General features: G+C 70.3%; 13 protein-coding genes. 10 read left to right on the forward strand and 3 right to left on the reverse strand.

Going from position 1 to position 17,801, the window contains the following annotated elements; all coding sequences use genetic code 11:
• The first annotated feature begins 75 nt into the window (after positions 1 to 75).
• The 7 genes from KGA66_RS07330 to KGA66_RS07360 all read left to right on the forward strand — a co-directional run bounded on the left by KGA66_RS07330 (position 76) and on the right by KGA66_RS07360 (position 9,147).
• Positions 76 to 1,563, forward strand: coding sequence for a gamma-aminobutyraldehyde dehydrogenase (locus tag KGA66_RS07330; RefSeq protein ID WP_211465957.1), 1,488 nt, complete (start codon positions 76 to 78; stop codon positions 1,561 to 1,563).
• A gap of 108 nt (positions 1,564 to 1,671) precedes the next feature.
• The gene (locus KGA66_RS07335; RefSeq protein WP_211465959.1) at positions 1,672 to 2,982 is read left to right on the forward strand and encodes a polyamine ABC transporter substrate-binding protein; all 1,311 of its coding nucleotides are present in this window, start codon (positions 1,672 to 1,674) and stop codon (positions 2,980 to 2,982) included.
• Positions 2,982 to 4,160, forward strand: a complete 1,179-nt coding sequence (locus KGA66_RS07340; protein WP_211465961.1) for an ABC transporter ATP-binding protein — start codon at positions 2,982 to 2,984, stop codon at positions 4,158 to 4,160. The genes KGA66_RS07335 and KGA66_RS07340 overlap by 1 nt, the downstream gene beginning before the upstream one ends.
• Positions 4,157 to 5,098 carry an ABC transporter permease gene (locus KGA66_RS07345; RefSeq protein WP_211465963.1) on the forward strand — a complete coding sequence of 314 codons (942 nt, stop codon included), beginning with the start codon at positions 4,157 to 4,159 and terminating at the stop codon, positions 5,096 to 5,098. The genes KGA66_RS07340 and KGA66_RS07345 overlap by 4 nt, the downstream gene beginning before the upstream one ends.
• Positions 5,098 to 5,991: an ABC transporter permease gene (locus KGA66_RS07350; RefSeq protein WP_312886801.1), complete on the forward strand. Its 894-nt coding sequence runs from the start codon at positions 5,098 to 5,100 to the stop codon at positions 5,989 to 5,991. The genes KGA66_RS07345 and KGA66_RS07350 overlap by 1 nt, the downstream gene beginning before the upstream one ends.
• Entirely contained in the window at positions 5,988 to 7,424 is a 1,437-nt protein-coding gene (locus KGA66_RS07355; RefSeq protein ID WP_211465965.1) for an NAD(P)/FAD-dependent oxidoreductase, read from the forward strand. The genes KGA66_RS07350 and KGA66_RS07355 overlap by 4 nt, the downstream gene beginning before the upstream one ends.
• A 205-nt stretch (positions 7,425 to 7,629) precedes the next feature.
• The gene (locus KGA66_RS07360; RefSeq protein ID WP_211465967.1) at positions 7,630 to 9,147 is read left to right on the forward strand and encodes a CoA-acylating methylmalonate-semialdehyde dehydrogenase; all 1,518 of its coding nucleotides are present in this window, start codon (positions 7,630 to 7,632) and stop codon (positions 9,145 to 9,147) included.
• Here KGA66_RS07360 and KGA66_RS07365 read toward each other — a convergent pair.
• Positions 9,119 to 9,994 carry a phosphatase PAP2 family protein gene (locus KGA66_RS07365; protein ID WP_211465969.1) on the reverse strand — a complete coding sequence of 292 codons (876 nt, stop codon included), beginning with the start codon at positions 9,992 to 9,994 and terminating at the stop codon, positions 9,119 to 9,121. The two genes, KGA66_RS07360 and KGA66_RS07365, sit on opposite strands and share 29 nt — an antisense overlap.
• 175 nt (positions 9,995 to 10,169) lie before the next feature.
• Positions 10,170 to 11,531 (reverse strand): 4-aminobutyrate--2-oxoglutarate transaminase, encoded by a 1,362-nt coding sequence (gene gabT / locus KGA66_RS07370; RefSeq protein ID WP_211465971.1) that lies wholly within the window; start codon positions 11,529 to 11,531, stop codon positions 10,170 to 10,172.
• 385 nt (positions 11,532 to 11,916) lie between these two features.
• Between gabT and KGA66_RS07375 the strand changes: the two genes are divergently transcribed.
• Together KGA66_RS07375 and KGA66_RS07380 are read left to right on the forward strand one after the other, a co-directional pair.
• Positions 11,917 to 14,025 carry a DUF2510 domain-containing protein gene (locus KGA66_RS07375; RefSeq protein ID WP_211465973.1) on the forward strand — a complete coding sequence of 703 codons (2,109 nt, stop codon included), beginning with the start codon at positions 11,917 to 11,919 and terminating at the stop codon, positions 14,023 to 14,025.
• A 239-nt stretch (positions 14,026 to 14,264) separates the two neighbouring features.
• Positions 14,265 to 15,716 (forward strand): aldehyde dehydrogenase family protein, encoded by a 1,452-nt coding sequence (locus KGA66_RS07380; RefSeq protein ID WP_211465975.1) that lies wholly within the window; start codon positions 14,265 to 14,267, stop codon positions 15,714 to 15,716.
• 131 nt (positions 15,717 to 15,847) lie between these two features.
• Here KGA66_RS07380 and KGA66_RS07385 read toward each other — a convergent pair whose 3' ends face one another.
• Positions 15,848 to 16,423 carry a DUF4190 domain-containing protein gene (locus KGA66_RS07385; RefSeq protein WP_211465977.1) on the reverse strand — a complete coding sequence of 192 codons (576 nt, stop codon included), beginning with the start codon at positions 16,421 to 16,423 and terminating at the stop codon, positions 15,848 to 15,850.
• A gap of 117 nt (positions 16,424 to 16,540) precedes the next feature.
• Between KGA66_RS07385 and dxr the strand changes: the two genes are divergently transcribed.
• Complete coding sequence (dxr, locus tag KGA66_RS07390) at positions 16,541 to 17,776, forward strand: 1-deoxy-D-xylulose-5-phosphate reductoisomerase (RefSeq protein ID WP_369015827.1); 1,236 nt, start codon at positions 16,541 to 16,543, stop codon at positions 17,774 to 17,776.
• The last annotated feature ends 25 nt before the right edge of the window (positions 17,777 to 17,801 follow it).

The following is a 17,801-nucleotide window of genomic DNA, read 5'->3' on the forward strand; positions in this document are numbered from 1 at the left end:
GACAGGTTGTGAACCGCGAGGCGCCCTGACCGGCAGTCCACCACGAAGCGACCACACAGGTCCGGGAGCGTACGCGTGCACCAGTACATCGGCGGCGGGCTCAGGAAGGCCCGCGGCGGTGAGTCCCAGGCGGTCGTCGACCCGGCGACGGGCCGGACGCTCGTCCTGGCCGATCGCGCCTCCCCGGCCGACGTCGAGGACGCGGTCGCCGCGGCCCGCCGCGCGTTCCCGCAGTGGTCGCGCGCCACGCCGGGCGAGCGCTCCGCGGCGCTGCACGAGCTCGCGCGGATCCTCGGTGAACGGGCGGACGAGTTGGCCCGCACCGAGTCATCGCAGACCGGAAAGCCGATCCGGCTCAGCGCGGGCTTCGACGTGCCGGGCACCGTGGACAACGCGGCGTTCTTCGCGGGCGCGGCCCGGCATCCCGAAGGCAAGGCGCAGGGGGAGTACTCGGCCGACCACACCTCCGCGATCCGGCGCGAAGCGGTCGGCGTCGTCGGGTCGATCGCGCCCTGGAACTACCCGCTGCAGATGGCCGCATGGAAGATCCTGCCGGCGATCGCGGCCGGCAACACGATCGTCCTCAAACCCGCGGAGACAACCCCGCTCACCGCCCTGCTGTTCGCACAGGCGTGCACGCAGGCCGGCATCCCGGACGGCGTGGTGAACGTCGTGACGGGCCGCGGGCCGGTCGCCGGTGAGGCGCTGGTCTCGCACCCGGACGTCGACATGGTCTCGTTCACCGGCTCGACCCCGGTCGGCAAGCGGGTCGCGCGGCTGGCCGCGGACACGGTCAAGCGCGTGCACCTTGAGCTCGGCGGAAAGGCGCCGTTCGTCGTGTTCGAGGACGCAGACCTCGAAGCGGCGATCCACGGCGCGGTCGCCGGCTCGCTGATCAACACCGGGCAGGACTGCACCGCCGCGACCCGCGCATACGTGCACCGGTCGCTGTTCGACGACTTCGTCGACGGCGTCGCCGAACTGTACGGCAGGGTGCGGCTCGGCGACCCCTTCGACGAGGCGACCGACCTCGGGCCGCTCGGCTCCGAGCGGCAGCGCGAGCGCGTGCACGGCTTCGTGCAACGAGCGGTGGGCGAGGGGGCGAAGCTCGTCGCCGGCGGCGAGCCGCCCGCCGAACTGGCGGCGACCCCGTGGGCTTCGGGCGCCTACTACCGGCCGACCCTCATCACCGGCGCCCCCCAGGACTCCGAGATCGTCCGACAGGAGATCTTCGGCCCCGTACTCGTCGCGCTGCCCTTCGACGGCGACGACGATGCGATCCGGCTGGCCAACGACACCCCGTTCGGCCTGGCCGCCTCGGCGTGGACCAAGGACCTGGTCCGCGCGCACCGCGCAAGCCGCGAGATCAGAGCCGGCTGCGTATGGATCAACGACCACATCCCGATCATCAGCGAGATGCCGCACGGCGGATTCAAGCAGTCCGGCTATGGTAAGGACTTGTCGGCGTATTCCATGGAGGAGTACACGCAGGTCAAGCACGTAATGCATGACCTCACCGGCACATCGCGCAAAGCCTGGCATCGTACGATTTTCGAGTTGTGACCGCCGGGTGGCCGAGCCGCCCTCTCATCTCTCGACCTCTCCACCGCGCCCAGGGCGCGTGACGGGACTGATATACCCCCACGTCTCCACCAGGAAAGGCCCTCCACGATGTCCGAGGCCGCACGCTCCGAAAACACAGGTACGCCGCAGCAGCGGGAGGAGGCGCAGGAGCAGGCTCAGCTCCTCGCCCGCGCCGCCCGCGCAGGCGCGATGCGACGTACCTCAGCGACCTACGCCCAGTCCGCGGCGACGACCCGGCGCTCCCTGCTGCGCAACGCCGCACTCGGCGGCCTCGCCGTGGCCGGGGCGGGTTCGCTCGCGGCCTGCGGCACCGCGCCCGCGCACAAGAGCGTCCCGGCCACTGAGGCCACCGGGCACGCCGGCACCGACTTCTCGGCGACGGAGAAGGTGATCAACTTCTCCAACTGGCCCGCCTACATCGACATCGACTCGAACGACAAGAACAAGCACCCGACGCTGGACCAGTTCAAGGAGCAGACCGGGATCACGGTCAAGTACACCGAGGACATCAACGACAACAACGAGTTCTACACGACGATCGACCCGATGCTCGCGGCCGGGAAGGACACCGGCCGTGACCTGATCGTCATGTCGGACTACATGATTCCGAAGCTGCGCGAGAACAACTACATCCAGAAGCTGGACCTGTCGAACATCCCCAACCACGGCAACATGACGGCGCAGATGGCGAACGTGCCGGTGGACCCGGGACGCAAGTACACCGTGCCGTGGGCCTCCGGGTTCACCGTCATCGCCTACAACGCCAAGCTGATCTCCACGCCGATCACCTCGATCACGGAGCTGTTCACCCGCCCGGACCTCAAGGGCAAGGTCTCCCTGATGGCGGAGATGGAGGACACGATCGCGTTCGCGCTGTTCGCCCTCGGCAAGGACCCGGCGAAGTTCACCGACGACGACTTCAACGCCGCGATCGCCTACATCCAGAAGGCGAAGGACGCCGGCCAGGTGCGCGCCTACTCCGGCAACGACTACCTGTCCGACTTCACCCAGGGAAACACGGTCGTGACCATGGCCTACTCCGGTGACGTGGCCGCGCTCGGCGTGGACTACCTCAAGACGGTCTTCCCGAAGGAGGGGTCACTGTCCTGGTATGACAACATGTGCATCCCGAACTACGCCCGGCACAAGGCGAACGCCGAGAAGCTGATGAACTACTACCTGCAGCCGAAGGTCGCCGCCGAGCTGGACGACTACATCGACTACATCCCGGTCGTCGAGGGCGCCGTCGACGCGCTCAAGACCCTGGACGCCTCGGCCGCCTCGAACCCGCTGATCGTGCCGACCGCGCAGGAACTGGCCACGGCCAGGCAGTTCATGGCGATCAGCGTCGCGAAGCTCGACGAGTACACCAAGAAGTACCTCCAGGTGACCGGCTGATGGTTTCGCGCGCGGCAGTGCCCGGTGAGAGCCCAGGCGCGGACGGTGATCTGCGCCTGGAGCGGGTGACCAAGCGGTTCGGCTCCTTCACCGCGGTCGACGACATCAGCCTGAGCATCCCGCAGGGCTCGTTCTTCGCCCTGCTGGGCGCCTCGGGCTGCGGGAAGACGACCACGCTGCGGATGGTCTCCGGGCTCGAAGATCCCACCCAGGGCCGGATCTACCTGGGGCAGCGCGAGGTGACGGATCTCAAGCCGTACAAGCGGCCGGTCAACACCGTCTTCCAGAACTACGCGCTCTTCCCGCACCTGGACATCTTCGAGAACGTCGCCTTCGGGCTGCGCCGCCGCGGCGTCAAGGACGTGCGCGGCCAGGTCGAGCAGATGCTGGAGCTGGTCGAGCTCGGCCACCTGGCGCGGCGCAAGCCGGCGCAGCTTTCCGGCGGCCAGCAGCAGCGGGTCGCGGTGGCGCGGGCGCTGATCAACCAGCCGCAGGTGCTGCTGCTCGACGAACCGCTCGGCGCGCTGGACCTGAAGCTGCGCCGGCAGATGCAGATCGAGCTCAAACGCATCCAGACCGAGGTCGGCCTCACCTTCGTGCATGTGACGCACGATCAGGAGGAGGCGATGACCATGGCCGACACCATCGCGGTGATGAACGCCGGGCGGATCGAGCAGCTCGGCTCGCCGGCGCAGCTCTACGAGAACCCGGCCTCCACCTTCGTGGCCAACTTCCTCGGCCAGTCGAATTTGATCAGCGGCGAGGTCACCGGCAAGGACGGCGACGTCATCACGCTCGACGCGCAGGGTCGGCGGCTCACCCTCCCGGTGGCCCGGGCCCGGGTCGAGGCCGGCAGGATCATCGCCGGGGTCCGCCCGGAGAAGGTCTCGCTGGCGCTCGACGAGTCGGCGATCCCGGCCGGGCACAACGTGTTGACCGGCGGCGTGGTCAGCGACGCCTCGTTCATCGGCGTCTCCACGCAGTACCTGGTCAAGATGCCGTGGGGGCCCGAGGTCGGCTGCGAGGAGATGAGCGTCTTCGAGCAGAACACCGGCCGGGAGATCCACCGCCCGGGCACGCCCGTGCTGTTGCACTGGCACCCGGCGCAGACCTTCGGCCTGGACGGCTCCCAGGACCTGGACGCCGGCGCGGACCTCGACGACGAGGCCGCGGCATGAGTGCGCAGACGGCGAACCTCGGCGTGCCGCCCGCGCCCGCCGCGGCCGCCGAATCCGAGCCGCCGCGCCGGCGCCGGCGCAACCACCTGCCGTACCTGCTGCTCGCGCCGACGCTGCTGTGGCTGGTCGTGTTCTTCGTCGTGCCGATCTTCACCTCGGTCTCCGCCTCGGTGCAGGAAGGCAGCCTGGACCAGGGCTACGCGCTGACCTGGCGCTGGGCGAACTTCGCGGACGGCTGGAACCAGTACAACGGCCAGTTCGGCCGCTCGCTGCTGTTCGCGTTCCTGTGCACGGTCTTCTGCCTGCTGATGGGCTACCCGCTCGCGTACTTCATCGCGTTCAAGGGCGGCAGGTGGAAGACGCTGCTGATGGCGCTGGTGATCGTGCCGTCCTTCACCAGCTTCCTGATCCGCACCATCGCGTGGAAGACGATCCTGTCGGACAACGGCGTGATCGTGCACGCGCTGAGCAGCCTGCACATCCTCGGCTTCACCTCGGCGATCGGCTTCACGGTGGGCAACCACGTGCTGGCCAGCCCGGCGGCCGTGGTGTGCGGGATGGTGTACAACTTCCTGCCGTTCACGGTGCTGCCCCTGTACACCTCGCTGGAGAAGATCGACCCGCGGCTGCACGAGGCCGGGGCCGATCTGTACTGCTCGCCGCTGGCGACCTGGCGGCGCGTCACCCTGCCGCTGTCCATGCCGGGCGTCGTCGGCGGAACGCTGCTGACCTTCATCCCGGCGGTCGGCGACTACGTCAACGCGCAGCTGCTGGGCAATCCGAACACGATCGTCATCGGGCAGAGCATCGAGCACGAGTTCCTCCAGGACTCCACCGGCTATCCGATCGCCAGCGCCCTTTCGGTGATCCTCATGGCCGCCACCCTCGCGATCGTCCTGGTTTACGTGAAGAAGGCCGGAACGGAGGACCTGCTCTAGTGTCCGCAGCCAGCTCGAGTCCCCTGTCCGGACCCCGCACCGCCGCGGCGCCCGCCGCCGAGCCGCGCACTGCCGCGGGCCGGCGCGGGCGCGGCCCCGTGGAATGGATCCGCGCGCACGTCCTGGCCACCACCTCGGTGCTGGTCTTCGTCTTCCTGCTGGCGCCGAACGTAGTCATGTTCGTCATGTCGTTCAACGCGCCCATCGGCAGGTACAACTACATCTGGCACCAGTTCTCCGCGGACGCCTGGCGGCACCCGTGCGCGGTCGGCGACATCTGCCAGCACATGGGCCTTTCGCTGGAGATCGGCGTCGTGGCGATGATCGGCTCGACCGTACTCGGCACGATGGCCGCGTTCGCGATGTCGCGCCACCGCTTCCGGGCCCGGCCGATGGTCAACACGCTGCTGTTCCTGCCCATGGCCGCGCCCGAGATCATCATGGGCGCGACGCTGCTGACCCTGTTCTTCACGACCATCGGCAGCGGTTCCATGGGTTTCTGGACGATCGTGATCGGCCACATCATGTTCTGCCTGAGCTATGTGGTGGTCACGGTCAAGTCCCGGCTGGCCGGCATGGATCCGACGCTGGAGAACGCGGCGCAGGACCTTTACGCGACCCCGCTGCAGACCTTCATGAAGGTGACGCTGCCGCTGGTCGCGCCCGGGATCATGGCGGCGGCACTGCTCTCGTTCGCGCTGTCCGTGGACGACTACATCGTGACCAAGTACACGGCCGGTGACCAGATCACCTTCCCGCTCTACGTCTACGGCGCGGTCCAGCGTTCAGTGCCGACGCAGATTGACGTCATCGGGTCGATGATGATGCTCGTGACGATGACCGGGATCATGGCGATGCTCGTTGTCAGCCGCGTGCGAGCGCGCCGAAGATGAGCAGGCGGACGCCGGACGGAGGCGGCGCGAGCACCGCGGACGTGAGCCGCGCGCTGGCCGGGGCCGCGCCGCAGCCGTACTGGCTCGACGATCCCGGCCGTCCCGCCGCGCTGCCGTCGTTGCGCGAGGACGTGCGCTGTGACCTGGCCGTGGTGGGCGGCGGCTACAGCGGACTGTGGACCGCGCTGCTGGCCAAGGAGCGGGACCCCGGTCGCGACGTGGTACTCCTGGAGGGCGCGCGGATCGGGTGGGCCGCGTCCGGGCGCAACGGCGGCTTCTGCGCCGCTTCGTTGACGCACGGCCTGCCCAACGGCGTCGAACGCTTCCCGAACGAACTGCGCACTCTCAATCGGCTCGGCGCGCAGAACCTGGACGCGATAGAGGCCACGGTCCGCGACTACCGCATCGCCTGCGACTGGGAACGCACCGGGGAGCTGAACGTCGCGACCGCCGCATGGCAGGCCGAGGAGTTGCGCGCGTTCGCGGACCTCGCGGCCGAGCACGGCGAACCGGTCGAGTTCCTGGATGCCGCCTCCGTGCGCGCGCAGGTGAACTCGCCGACCTTTCTCGCCGGCACCTGGGATCGCGACGGCTGCGCGCTGGTGCACCCGGCGAAGCTGGCGTGGGGGCTGCGCGAAGCGTGTCTGGCACGCGGTGTGCGCATCTTCGAACGTTCGCCGATCGTCGCACTGGAGAAGAGCGCGAACGGTCCGTCGCTGCTCACCAGGCAGGGTAAGTGGGTCGTCGCCGATCACGTGGCGCTGGCGACCAACGCTTTCCCCTCGCTGCTCAAGCGCGTTAGGCCGTACATCGTGCCCGTATACGACTACGTGCTGATGAGCGAGCCGCTGAGCGCGGCGCAACTGGCCGAGACCGGCTGGAACGAGCGACAGGGCGTCGGCGACAGCGGTAACCAGTTCCACTACTACCGGCTGACCGCGGACAACCGGATCCTGTGGGGCGGCTACGACGCGGTCTACCACTACCGCGGCCGGATCGCGGCGGAGCTGGAGCAGCGTCCGGAGACCTTTGCCAAGTTGGCGCGGCATTTCTTCCAGACCTTCCCGCACCTTGAGGGCTTACGGTTCACGCACAGCTGGGGCGGCGTCATCGACACCTGCACGCGTTTCTGCGCGTTCTTCGGGACCGCTCACGGCGGCCGGGTCGCCTATGCGGCCGGCTACACCGGGCTGGGCGTCGCGGCGACCCGATTCGGCGCGAACGTCATGCTCGACCTGCTCGGGGGCCGGGCCACGGAGCTGACCGAACTGGAAATGGTGCGCACCAAGCCGCTTCCCTTCCCACCCGAACCGTTCAAGGCGCTCGGCGTGAACCTCACCCGCTGGTCGCTGGACCGGGCGGACCGACACGAGGGCAGACGCAACCTGTGGCTGCGGGCCCTCGACCGCGCGGGCCTCGGCTTCGACAGCTGATCGCGGCTGATCCCAGCTGCGCGCGGCCGGCGACGGGCGCCCACGCTGCCCGAGGCCTCGACGCGTGCCCCTCGTGTAAGCCGAACGGCCCCGGCGCCGACACAGTGACAATTGGCCGCCCCCGCACCGCGTCAGCAGACTCGAAAACAGGTCCGTTCCCGCGAGCGCGACCGTCCGTGCACACCCGACCGAGGGGCGATAGACCGTGAGCAAGCACGTCACACACTGGATCGACGGCGCGCCCTGGTCCGGAGCGGCCGAGCGGCGCGGCGAGCTGCACGACCCGGCCACCGGGTTGATCAGCGCGGTCGTCGACTACGCATCGGTCCGGGAGGTCGACGACGCGGTCGCGGCCGCCGCCGCCGCGTTCCCGCAGTGGCGGGCGACCTCCCTGGCCAAGCGGGTGCAGGTGCTGTTCAACTTCCGCGAACTGCTCAACTCCCGCCGCGACGAACTGGCCTCGATCATCGTCTCCGAACACGGCAAGGTGCACTCCGACGCGCTCGGCGAGGTGGCCCGCGGCCTTGAGGTCGTCGAGTTCGCCTGCGGCATCCCGCACCTGGTCAAGGGCGGCTTCGTCGAGGCGGCGTCAACGGGCGTCGAAGTCTACGAGTTGCGCCAGCCGCTCGGACCGGTGGCGATCATCTCGCCGTTCAACTTCCCGGCGATGGTGCCGATGTGGTTCTTCCCGATCGCGCTGGCCACCGGCAACACGGTGGTGGTCAAGCCGAGCGAGAAGGACCCGTCCGCGGCGAACTGGATGGCCGCGCGGTGGCAGGAAGCCGGGCTGCCGGACGGTGTGTTCAATGTCGTGCACGGCGACAAGGTGGCGGTGGACCGGCTGCTGGAGCACCCGGACGTCAAGGCGGTCTCCTTCGTCGGCTCGACCCCGATCGCACGGTACGTATACGAGAACGGGACGCGATACGGCAAGCGGGTGCAGGCGCTGGGCGGGGCGAAGAACCACATGGTCGTCCTGCCGGACGCCGACCTGGATCTGGCGGCCGACGCCGCGGTCTCGGCCGGTTTCGGCGCGGCCGGCGAGCGCTGCATGGCGGTCTCGGTGCTGGTGGCCGTGGATCCGATCGGCGACGAACTGGTGCGCAGGATCGCCGACCGGATGGCCAAGCTGCGCGTCGGGCCGGGCTGCGCGCCGTCCTCCGAGATGGGCCCGCTGATCACCGCCGCGCACCGGGACAAGGTGGTCTCCTACCTGGACGCGGGCGTGAAGGCCGGGGCGAGGCTGGTTGTGGACGGACGCGGGCACCCGGTCGACTCCGAGGAGCACAGCGGCGTCGACACCACCGGCGGCTACTGGCTCGGCCCGACCCTGTTCGACCAGGTGACCTCCGAGATGGAGATCTACACCGACGAGATCTTCGGGCCGGTGCTCAGCGTCGTGCGCGCGGCCTCGTACGACCAGGCGCTGGAGCTGATCAACGCCAATCCCTACGGCAACGGCACCGCGATCTTCACCAACGACGGCGGCGCGGCGGCGCGCTTCCGCAACGAGGTGGAGGTCGGCATGGTCGGCATCAACGTGCCGATCCCGGTCCCGGTCGCCTACTTCTCGTTCGGCGGCTGGAAGGCCTCGCTGTTCGGCGACTCGCACGCCTACGGGCCGCAGGGCGTCCACTTCTACACGCGCACGAAGGCGGTCACCCAGCGCTGGCTCGACCCCTCGCACGGCGGCATCAACCTGGGCTTCCCCCAGAACGTCTGACGCGGCGCTTCCGCAACGCGCGCCATGACCCCGGCCGCCTTCCGGATTCCGTCCGCCGACTGTCGATCTTCTCGCGATCGTCGCTCTCCTCACCGGCCGCGGCCCGGCGCGAGGAGAGCGGCCGGCTCAGGGTGACGCGGCGCAGGATGAGCAGCGCGGCGCCGCACCAGCACAGCGAGCCGAGGGTGTCGGACAGCCAGTGGAAGTTCGACCAGAGCAGGCCGAAGATCGTCAGCAGCACCAGGACGGCCGCGGCGGCGCTCACCGCCCGCGGCAGCAGGTTGCGGTATCTGACGCGAGCGTGCGGGATCACGAAGACGCACAGCAGCAGCGCGCTGGTCCCGTAGCACAGGACCGCGTCGGCGGTGTGCCCGGATGGGAAGAAGCCGAGCGCGGCGTCGCCCAGAGTGCTCCGGCTCGGTCCGGGACGGTCGATCCACAGCTTCAGTGGGATCACGGTCGCCAGGGCCGCGAGCGCCGCCGCCGCCACGAGGGCGGGCCGCCACGAGCGGGTGGCACGCAGCGCGACGGCTGTGGTCACGAACAGCGCGGACAGCGCGATCGTCTGATCGCCGAGGTCGGCCATGCCGCGGGCCGGCCGGTACATCCAGGACAGCGACGGATCGCGCGCGTCGTCCTGGATGCCGTTGCGCAGCCGCAGGTCGAACCGGGTGACCGGGCCGTGCGCCTTGACCTGCCAGAGCAGCAGGCCGAAGCCGAGCAGAAGCAGGAGCGGCGCGAGCCACCACCGGTCGTGATTCCACCGGGGCGCGGGGCGCGGCGCGCCGAGCGGCGAAGTCTCGGCGGACGGCGCCGCGGGCCCGTTGGTCGTCGGTATGCGCCGCATCATTCCGAGGGTACGCGGCGCGACACGGGCAGGGAGGGGCGCTCACCGGCGCGCACAGGTTCTTCACACCGCCGGACCCGGGAAACCGGCGCGGGGAAACCGGCGCGGCGCCCGCCCGGGGTCGAAGGCGGGCGCCGCGCCGTGTCCTCGGGCCGCACTCCCGGGGACAGGGCGGTCAGCTCATGGAGTCGAAGGCCTGATCGATCACGTCCAGGCCCTCACCCAGCAAATCATCGCCGATAACCAGGGGTGGAAGGAAGCGCAGCACGTTGCCGTATGTGCCGCAGGTCAGCACCACCACCCCGGCGGCGTGGCAGAAGGCGGCGGCCTTCACCGCGGTTTCCGGCGCCGGTTCCAGCGTGCCCGGCTTGACCAGTTCGATCGCGATCATCGCGCCGCGCCCGCGCACCTCGGCGATCTGCGGGTGCCGCTCGGCGAGCGCGCGCAGCCGCGAGGTCATCACCTCGCCGATCTTACGGGCCCGCCCGGCCAGGTCCTGCGCGCGCATCGTGTCGATCGCTCCGAGTGCGGCCGCGCAGGCCACCGGGTTTCCGCCGTAGGTGCCGCCGAGCCCGCCCGCGTGCGCCGCGTCCATGATCTCGGCGCGGCCGGTCACCCCGGCCAGCGGCAGCCCGCCGGCCAGACCCTTCGCGGTGGTGATCAGGTCCGGCACCACGCCTTCGTGCTCGCAGGCGAACCAGTCGCCGGTGCGGCAGAACCCGGTCTGGATCTCGTCGGCGACGAACACGATCCCGTTCGCCCGGCAGTACTCGGCGATGCGCGGCAGGAAACCGGCCGGCGGCTCGATGAAACCGCCCTCGCCCTGGATCGGCTCGATCACGACCGCGGCCACGTTGTGCGCGCCGACCTGCTTGTCGATCTGCGAGATCGCCTGGGCCGCAGCCTCCTCGGCGCAGTGCTCCGGTCCGGTCGGCCAGCGCAGCGGGTAGGCCATCGGCATCCGGTAGATCTCCGGCGCGAAGGGCCCGAAGCCGTTCTTGTACGGCATGTTCTTCGCGGTCAGCGCCATCGTCAGGTTCGTGCGGCCGTGATAGCCGTGGTCGAAGACGACGACCGCCTGCCGCTTGGTGTACGCGCGGGCGATCTTGACGGCGTTCTCCACCGCCTCGGCCCCGGAGTTGAACAGCGCCGACTTCTTCGGGTGCTCGCCCGGGGTCAGTTCGGCCAGCGCCTCGCACACCGCGACGTAACTCTCGTACGGCGTGACCATGAAGCAGGTGTGGGTGAACCGCTGCAACTGCTCGGCGGCGCGACCGACCACGGCCTCGGCGCTGTTGCCGACGCTGGTGACCGCGATCCCGGAGCCGAAGTCGATCAGCTGGTTGCCGTCCACGTCCTCAAGCACCGCGCCGCCCGCGCGGGTGACGAAAACCGGCAGCGTCGTGGACACCCCGAACGCCACCGTCGCGTTGCGCCGGGCGAACAGTTCGCGCGAGCGCGGTCCCGGGATCTCGGTCACCAACCGCCGTTCCTGCGGCAGCGAAGGGCCGCCGACGGGGCGGGCAGAGTCGGACATCGGGTGGTGCTCCTTCGGGATGGTGCTACGGCGCAGGAGATACGGGGAAGGCTTACGTATGGGCACAGAACGCGAGGCTGCTTACCGACGATAACCAACGATCGCGGCATAGGCACCTGGCAGCACGTCGGGCGTTTGCCGTCCACGCTGTCACAGTGTCGGTATGGGGGTTGATCGGTATCAGAGTGCGCGCGGATAAGGGCGCCGCGCCGGGGTCAGCGGCCGAGTCCGCTGTGTCGCCCCCGTCGGATCGGCGCAGATCGCTACGATCGTGCGGACGGCTCGCCGGCTCGGGTTCCGCGGACGCCCCCGGTCTCGTCCGGAGACGGATTCGTCCGGAGACGGCCTTGTCCGCAGAACGTGGATGCAGAGTGGAGAGAGCGCAGTGGCGGTGCACGACGGTCCGGTCGTTCCGGCGCAGGGGCACGGTCAGGAGGGCGCCGGGCAGGCACCCGGACCGGGCGGCCTGGGACAGCAAGGGCACGGCATGCGCGAGGGCTGGTACCCCTGTCCGAGCGGCGCGGCGCAGGTCCGCTACTGGGACGGCACCGCTTGGACCGACCGGACCCGGCCCGACCTGCTCGGCTGGGTGCACGGTCCGCGGGTGCTCGACCTGCCGGGGGTCTTCGCCTACGGCCGCGATCCGCAGGCCGATCGCGGCGGCCGCCCCGGGCCGCTGGATCCCTCGCTGTGGCGCCGGGTACGCAATGCCCTGATCGCGCTGCCGCTGCTCTACATCGGCCTGATACTGCCCGCCGGGTATCTGCTCACGAGCATCGGCCTGCCTGTGGGCGTGGCGCGGGTCATCTATCTCGCGGCGCTCATCGTGATCTGCGGTGCCTACGGCAAGTGGCCGCTCGCGCTGCGCCACCTGTGGGCCAGGTACCGGCCTGAGCCGAAGAGCGCCCCGGCGCCCCCGCCCTCGCGCCCCGACCTGTGGAAGGAGTTGCGGCTCGCCGGTTTCGACTCCGCCGCGCGGCGCCTGGACGAGGAACTGGCCGGCGGAGAGCTGACCGATGTGGACTATGTGCGTGTGGCCCGGGTCGTGCGGCAGTCCGCGCGCGCCGCGCAGGCCGGGCAGGCCGGGCCCGGCAGGGAGCTGATGCGGCCGGTCGCCGAGCAGATCGAGGAGCACGGCGGCGGCGCGTTCGTGCACGAATCCCGGCAGCGTGACCTGCCGATGCCGCGGCTGGTGCAGCACGACCTGATCACCGGTCAGGCGCGGTTGGGGGTCGCGGCGGCGACGCCGCGCAATCCGTCGACGCATCAGAACGAGTGGTTCGCCCTCGACACCGAGGTGCTGCGCACCTCCATGCTGGTGGTGGGGCCGCCCGGGTCCGGTAAGACCCGTTCCTTCGCGCGTCCGATCATCGAACTGCTCGGGCTGCAGACCCTGGTCGGCCTGGCCTCCGTGGTGGTGATCGACCCGACCGGCTCGGCCTTCGGACCGGCGGTGCTCCCGGGTTTCTTCGATATCGACATCGACCCGAACCGGCGCCCTGACGCCGCGGCGCCCGGCGCGCCCGGCGACGAGCGATCGCTCTGGGGTTTCGATCTGTTCGGCGGAGCATCGAGCCCTGATGAGGCGGCCGACCGGCTGGCCGGGGCGGTGCTGCCGCCGGAGACCGCGCACCGGGATCCGGCCGCCGATTCCGCGGCCCGCAACACCCTGTACACGGTGATCTCGGGCTTCCACGAGCGCGCGTCGCGCTACCCGACGCTGCGCGAACTGATCGACGCGGTGCTGCGCGAGAGCCCGGTCGCGCTGCTCAACGAGCGGCTGCGGCTGCTCGACCGCCCGGCGCTGATCGACCTCTTCGACGGCCGCCAGCGCCGATTCTCCATGCGCGAGATCAACCGGCCGATGCGCGTGCGCATCGCGCTGCCGGAAGGCAGTTCGCCGCAGGCCGCGCGGATCCTCGCCCGCCTCGCCGTCGCCCAGTTCGTCCAGGTCGTCGCGGCCCCGGACGCCGACCGTTCGGTGTTCAAGGGGCTGATCGTGGACGAGGCTGGGCGTTTCGTGGACGAATACGTCGTGCAGGGCCTGCAACGGGCGCGCGCGGCCAATGCCGGGATAGTGCTGCTGACGCAGTCGATGGGCCAGTTCCCCGAGCACCTGCGTTCCGCGGTGTTCACCGGCACCGGGTGCAAGGCGGTCTTCGCCGGGGTCGAACCGCAGGACGCGCGGTACTTCGCCGAGTACTGGGGTACGCAGTGGTCCGCCGAGACCACGGTGACCACGGGCTCGTCGACGACCACGGGCTCCGGGCACGTCTCCAGTCCCGGCGGCAAGAAGGAGAAGTCGGTGATCCAGTCCATCACCGGCAACACTTCCACGGAGTACTCGCGCGCGGTGGCGACTCGGGCGGTCGAGCGGCCCGTCTGGTCGGCCTCGGAGATCATCAACGAAGTGCCGACCGGCCACGCGCTGATCTCGCTCGCCACACCGGACGGCATCCGCACGCCGCCGGTCCTGGTTAATCTGCGCGGCTAGTGTCCCGCGCCGGAAATCCGCCGTGAAAATCGGCCCCCGCATCCCGCCTGGCCGCGTTGCCGAAACGCCCACAGACGACCCACTGCGTTGATTGAGCACCGCGAGGGTTTGCACATTGCCGGGCCGGGCCGCCCGACGGGCGTCAGGGTGTAGGGAGACGGCCGCGGATTAAGCGACCTAGGGTGGGAAAGGTAGCCCGCCGTGTCGCGAAACCGTGAAGAACAGTGATGGAGGCGACGATGACCGTTGCGACCGATCCGCGTCCGTTCTGGCTCGCCGGGACCAAGGCGACCGGGGAGCACACACTTGAGGTGACGCGACCGTACGACGGTTCGTCCCTCGCGGCCGTCTCGCTGCCGACCGGCGCCCAGGTCGAGCAGGCGGTCGCGGCCGCGGATAACGCGGCGAAGGCGACGGCGGGCCTGCCTGCGCACGCGCGCGCCGCCGCGCTCGACCACGTCTCCAGGCGCCTGGCCGAGCGCGCCGATGAGATCGCCGAGCTGATCACCGCGGAGAACGGCAAGCCGCTGAAGTGGTCGAAGGGCGAGGTGGGCCGCGCGGTCTCGGTGTTCCGCTGGGCCGCGGAGGAGGCGCGCCGCTTCGCCGGCGAGCTTCAGCGCCTCGACACCGACCCGGCGGCGGCCGGCCGGCTGGCGGTGGTGCGCCGCTTCCCGAAGGGGCCGGTGCTCGGCATCGCACCGTTCAACTTCCCGCTGAACCTGGTCGCGCACAAGGTGGCCCCGGCGATCGCGGTCGGCGCGCCGATCATCCTCAAGCCCGCGCCGGCCACGCCGCTGTCCGCGCTGCTGCTCGGCGAACTGCTGGCCGAGACCGACCTGCCGGCCGGCTCCTGGTCGGTCCTGCCGGTGCCGAACGAGCGGATGGAGCAGTTGACCGGCGACCCGCGGCTGCCGGTGATCTCCTTCACCGGCTCGGGTCCGGTCGGCTCGATGATCCGGGCCGCGGCGCCGCACAAGCACGTCACGCTGGAACTCGGCGGGAACGCCGCGGCCGTCGTGCTCGGCGACTACGCGAGCGAGAAGGACCTGGACTGGGCGGCCGCGCGGATCGCGACCTACTCGAACTACCAGGCCGGGCAGTCCTGCATCTCGGTGCAGCGGGTCATCGTGGACCGCGCCGTCTACGACCGGCTGTTGCCGAGGCTGGTGGAGGCGGTCGCGGCGCAGAAGACCGGCGATCCGAACGACCCGGCCACCGACGTCGGGCCGATGATCAGCGAGCAGGCGGCGATCCGGGTCGAGCAGTGGGTTGACGAGGCGGTGGCGGCCGGGGCGAAACTGCTTACCGGCGGCAAGCGCGAGGGTTCCGCTTACGCGCCGACGGTGCTGGTCGACGCACCGTCCGATGCCAGGGTGGTCTGCGAGGAGGTCTTCGGTCCGGTCCTTGTCGTGCAGCAGGTGGACGGCGCGGACGCGGCGTTCGCGGCCGTGAACGACTCGGCGTTCGGGCTCCAGGCGGGCGTCTTCACGCACGACATCCAGGCCGCGTTCCGCGCGCACAGCGAGCTGGAGGTCGGCGGGGTGATCATCGGCGACGCGCCGAGTTACCGCGCGGACCAGATGCCTTACGGCGGCGCGAAGGGCTCAGGTGTCGGTCGCGAGGGTGTCAGGTACGCGATGGACGACTACACCTACGAGCGTGTCATGGTGCTGACCGGCCTGGATCTATGACCTGAGGCGTGGTGACCTGACGGCTGACGGTCTGGCAACCGATCAGCCCGACGGCTCGCTCGGCTTGACGCGGCCTGGTCGCGGTCGTTCTTGAGGACGCACAGCCTCTCACGGACGCACAGCGCGCGCTGTTACGCGGAAGTGCCGTCCGGCGCTTGCGTCGGGCTGGTCGACGGCCCGGAGCCGGTGCTGCCGAAGTGGAAGTGGAAGTTCCCGGTCGCGATCGAAAGCGCCATGAGCAGGATCCACAACACGGAGAGGATCACTCCGGCGATGGCCATGCCCTTGCCGGACTGGCCCGTCTTCGAGGTCTGCACGAGCGCCGCGATGCCCAGGCCGAGCCCGATCAGCGGTGTGACGCATAAGAACCCGCAGATGCCCAGAACCAGTGACGCGATCGCCATGCCGCTGGTACCCGGCGGCCGGCCGTACCCGCCCGCGCCGTAACCGTAGGGGCCGGACCCGTACTGGCCATAGTCGGGCGGATAAGGCGCACTCGGGTAGCCGGCAGGCGACTGCGCGTATTGTCCCGGGCCGTACTGTCCTGCTCCGTACTGCACGTTGCCGTACTGCGTCCCGGCCGGTGGCGGGAAGGTTCCGGGCGGGGACGCCGGCTGCTGCGGGGGAGTGTGCGGCTGTGGTTGCCCTCCAGCCTGCTGCTGATCCGATGGCTGGGGATCCCAGGGCGGCGGCACCAGTTCCGACACGGCGTTCCCCTCGGGTTTGCACCGGCGCACCGTCTGCTGCCAGCCGGCTTGCGAGCTTAGCGAGTCGCCGACCACTGCTTCAAGGCGGGAGGGCCCGGCCCGCCCGGGTGCGGAACAATGGCGGCCATGAGCGAAGCGAGCAGCAGCCCTCGGCGGATCGTCATCCTCGGCTCGACCGGTTCGATCGGCACCCAGGCCGTCGATGTGATTACCCGCAATCCGGACCGATTCCGCGTCGTGGCCCTCGCCGCCGGCGGCAAGAACGCCGCGCTGCTGGCCCGGCAGGCACTCGACCTGCGAGCCGAAGCCGTCGCGGTGGCCAAGGCCACGGCCGCGCAGGACCTGCAACTCGCCTTCTACGCCGAGGCCCAGCGGCGCGGCTACGCGGTCGGCGACTATCGGCTGCCGCGGATCGTCACCGGCCCGGACGCCGCCGCCGAACTCGCCGCCCTCGACTGCGACGTGGTGCTCAACGGAATCGACGGCGCCGCGGGCCTCAAGGCCACGCTCGCCGCGCTGCGATACGGCCGCACCCTCGCCCTGGCCAACAAGGAGTCGTTGATCATCGGCGGCGACCTGGTGACCTCGCTGGCGGCGCCGGGACAGATCGTCGCGGTGGACTCCGAGCACTCGGCGCTGGCCCAGTGTCTGCGCGGCGGCAGCGCGGACGAGGTGCGCAGGCTCATCGTGACCGCCAGTGGCGGACCGTTCCGCGGCCGCGCCCGCGAGGAACTGGCCGACGTGACCCCGCAGCAGGCGCTCGCGCACCCGACCTGGGCGATGGGGCCGCTGGTCACGATCAACTCGGCGACCCTGGTGAACAAGGGCCTTGAGGTCATCGAGGCGCACCTGCTCTACGACATCCCGTTCGAGCGGATCGCGGTGGTGGTGCACCCGCAGTCGATCGTGCACTCCATGGTCGAGTTCACGGACGGCTCGACGCTCGCGCAAGCCTCGCCTCCGGACATGCGCATCCCGATCGCGCTGGCCATGGGCTGGCCGCAGCGGATCCCCGACGCCGCCCCGGCCTGCGACTGGACCAAGGCCGCCAGTTGGGAGTTCTTCCCCCTCGACGAGGAGGCGTTCCCGGCCGTCGGCCTGGCCAAGCAGGTCGGGCAGGCCGGGGGCACCTTTCCGGCGGTGTTCAACGGCGCGAACGAGGCGTGCGTCGGGGCGTTCCTGGCCGGGCGGCTGCCCTTCACCGGTATCGTGGACACGATCGCGGCCGTGGTCGCCGAGCACGCCGACCGCCCGCAGTCCGCCGAGGTCGCGAGCCTGGATGCGGTACTCGAAGCCGACCGCTGGTCGCGCGCCCGTGCCGGGGAACTGACCGGCACCGGTGCGGCCGGGTAGTGTGAGACCGGAACTTTCCGGCCGC

Origin of the sequence: Actinocrinis puniceicyclus (genome assembly GCF_018283645.1) — a bacterium.
Lineage (GTDB): Bacteria > Actinomycetota > Actinomycetes > Streptomycetales > Catenulisporaceae > Actinocrinis > Actinocrinis puniceicyclus.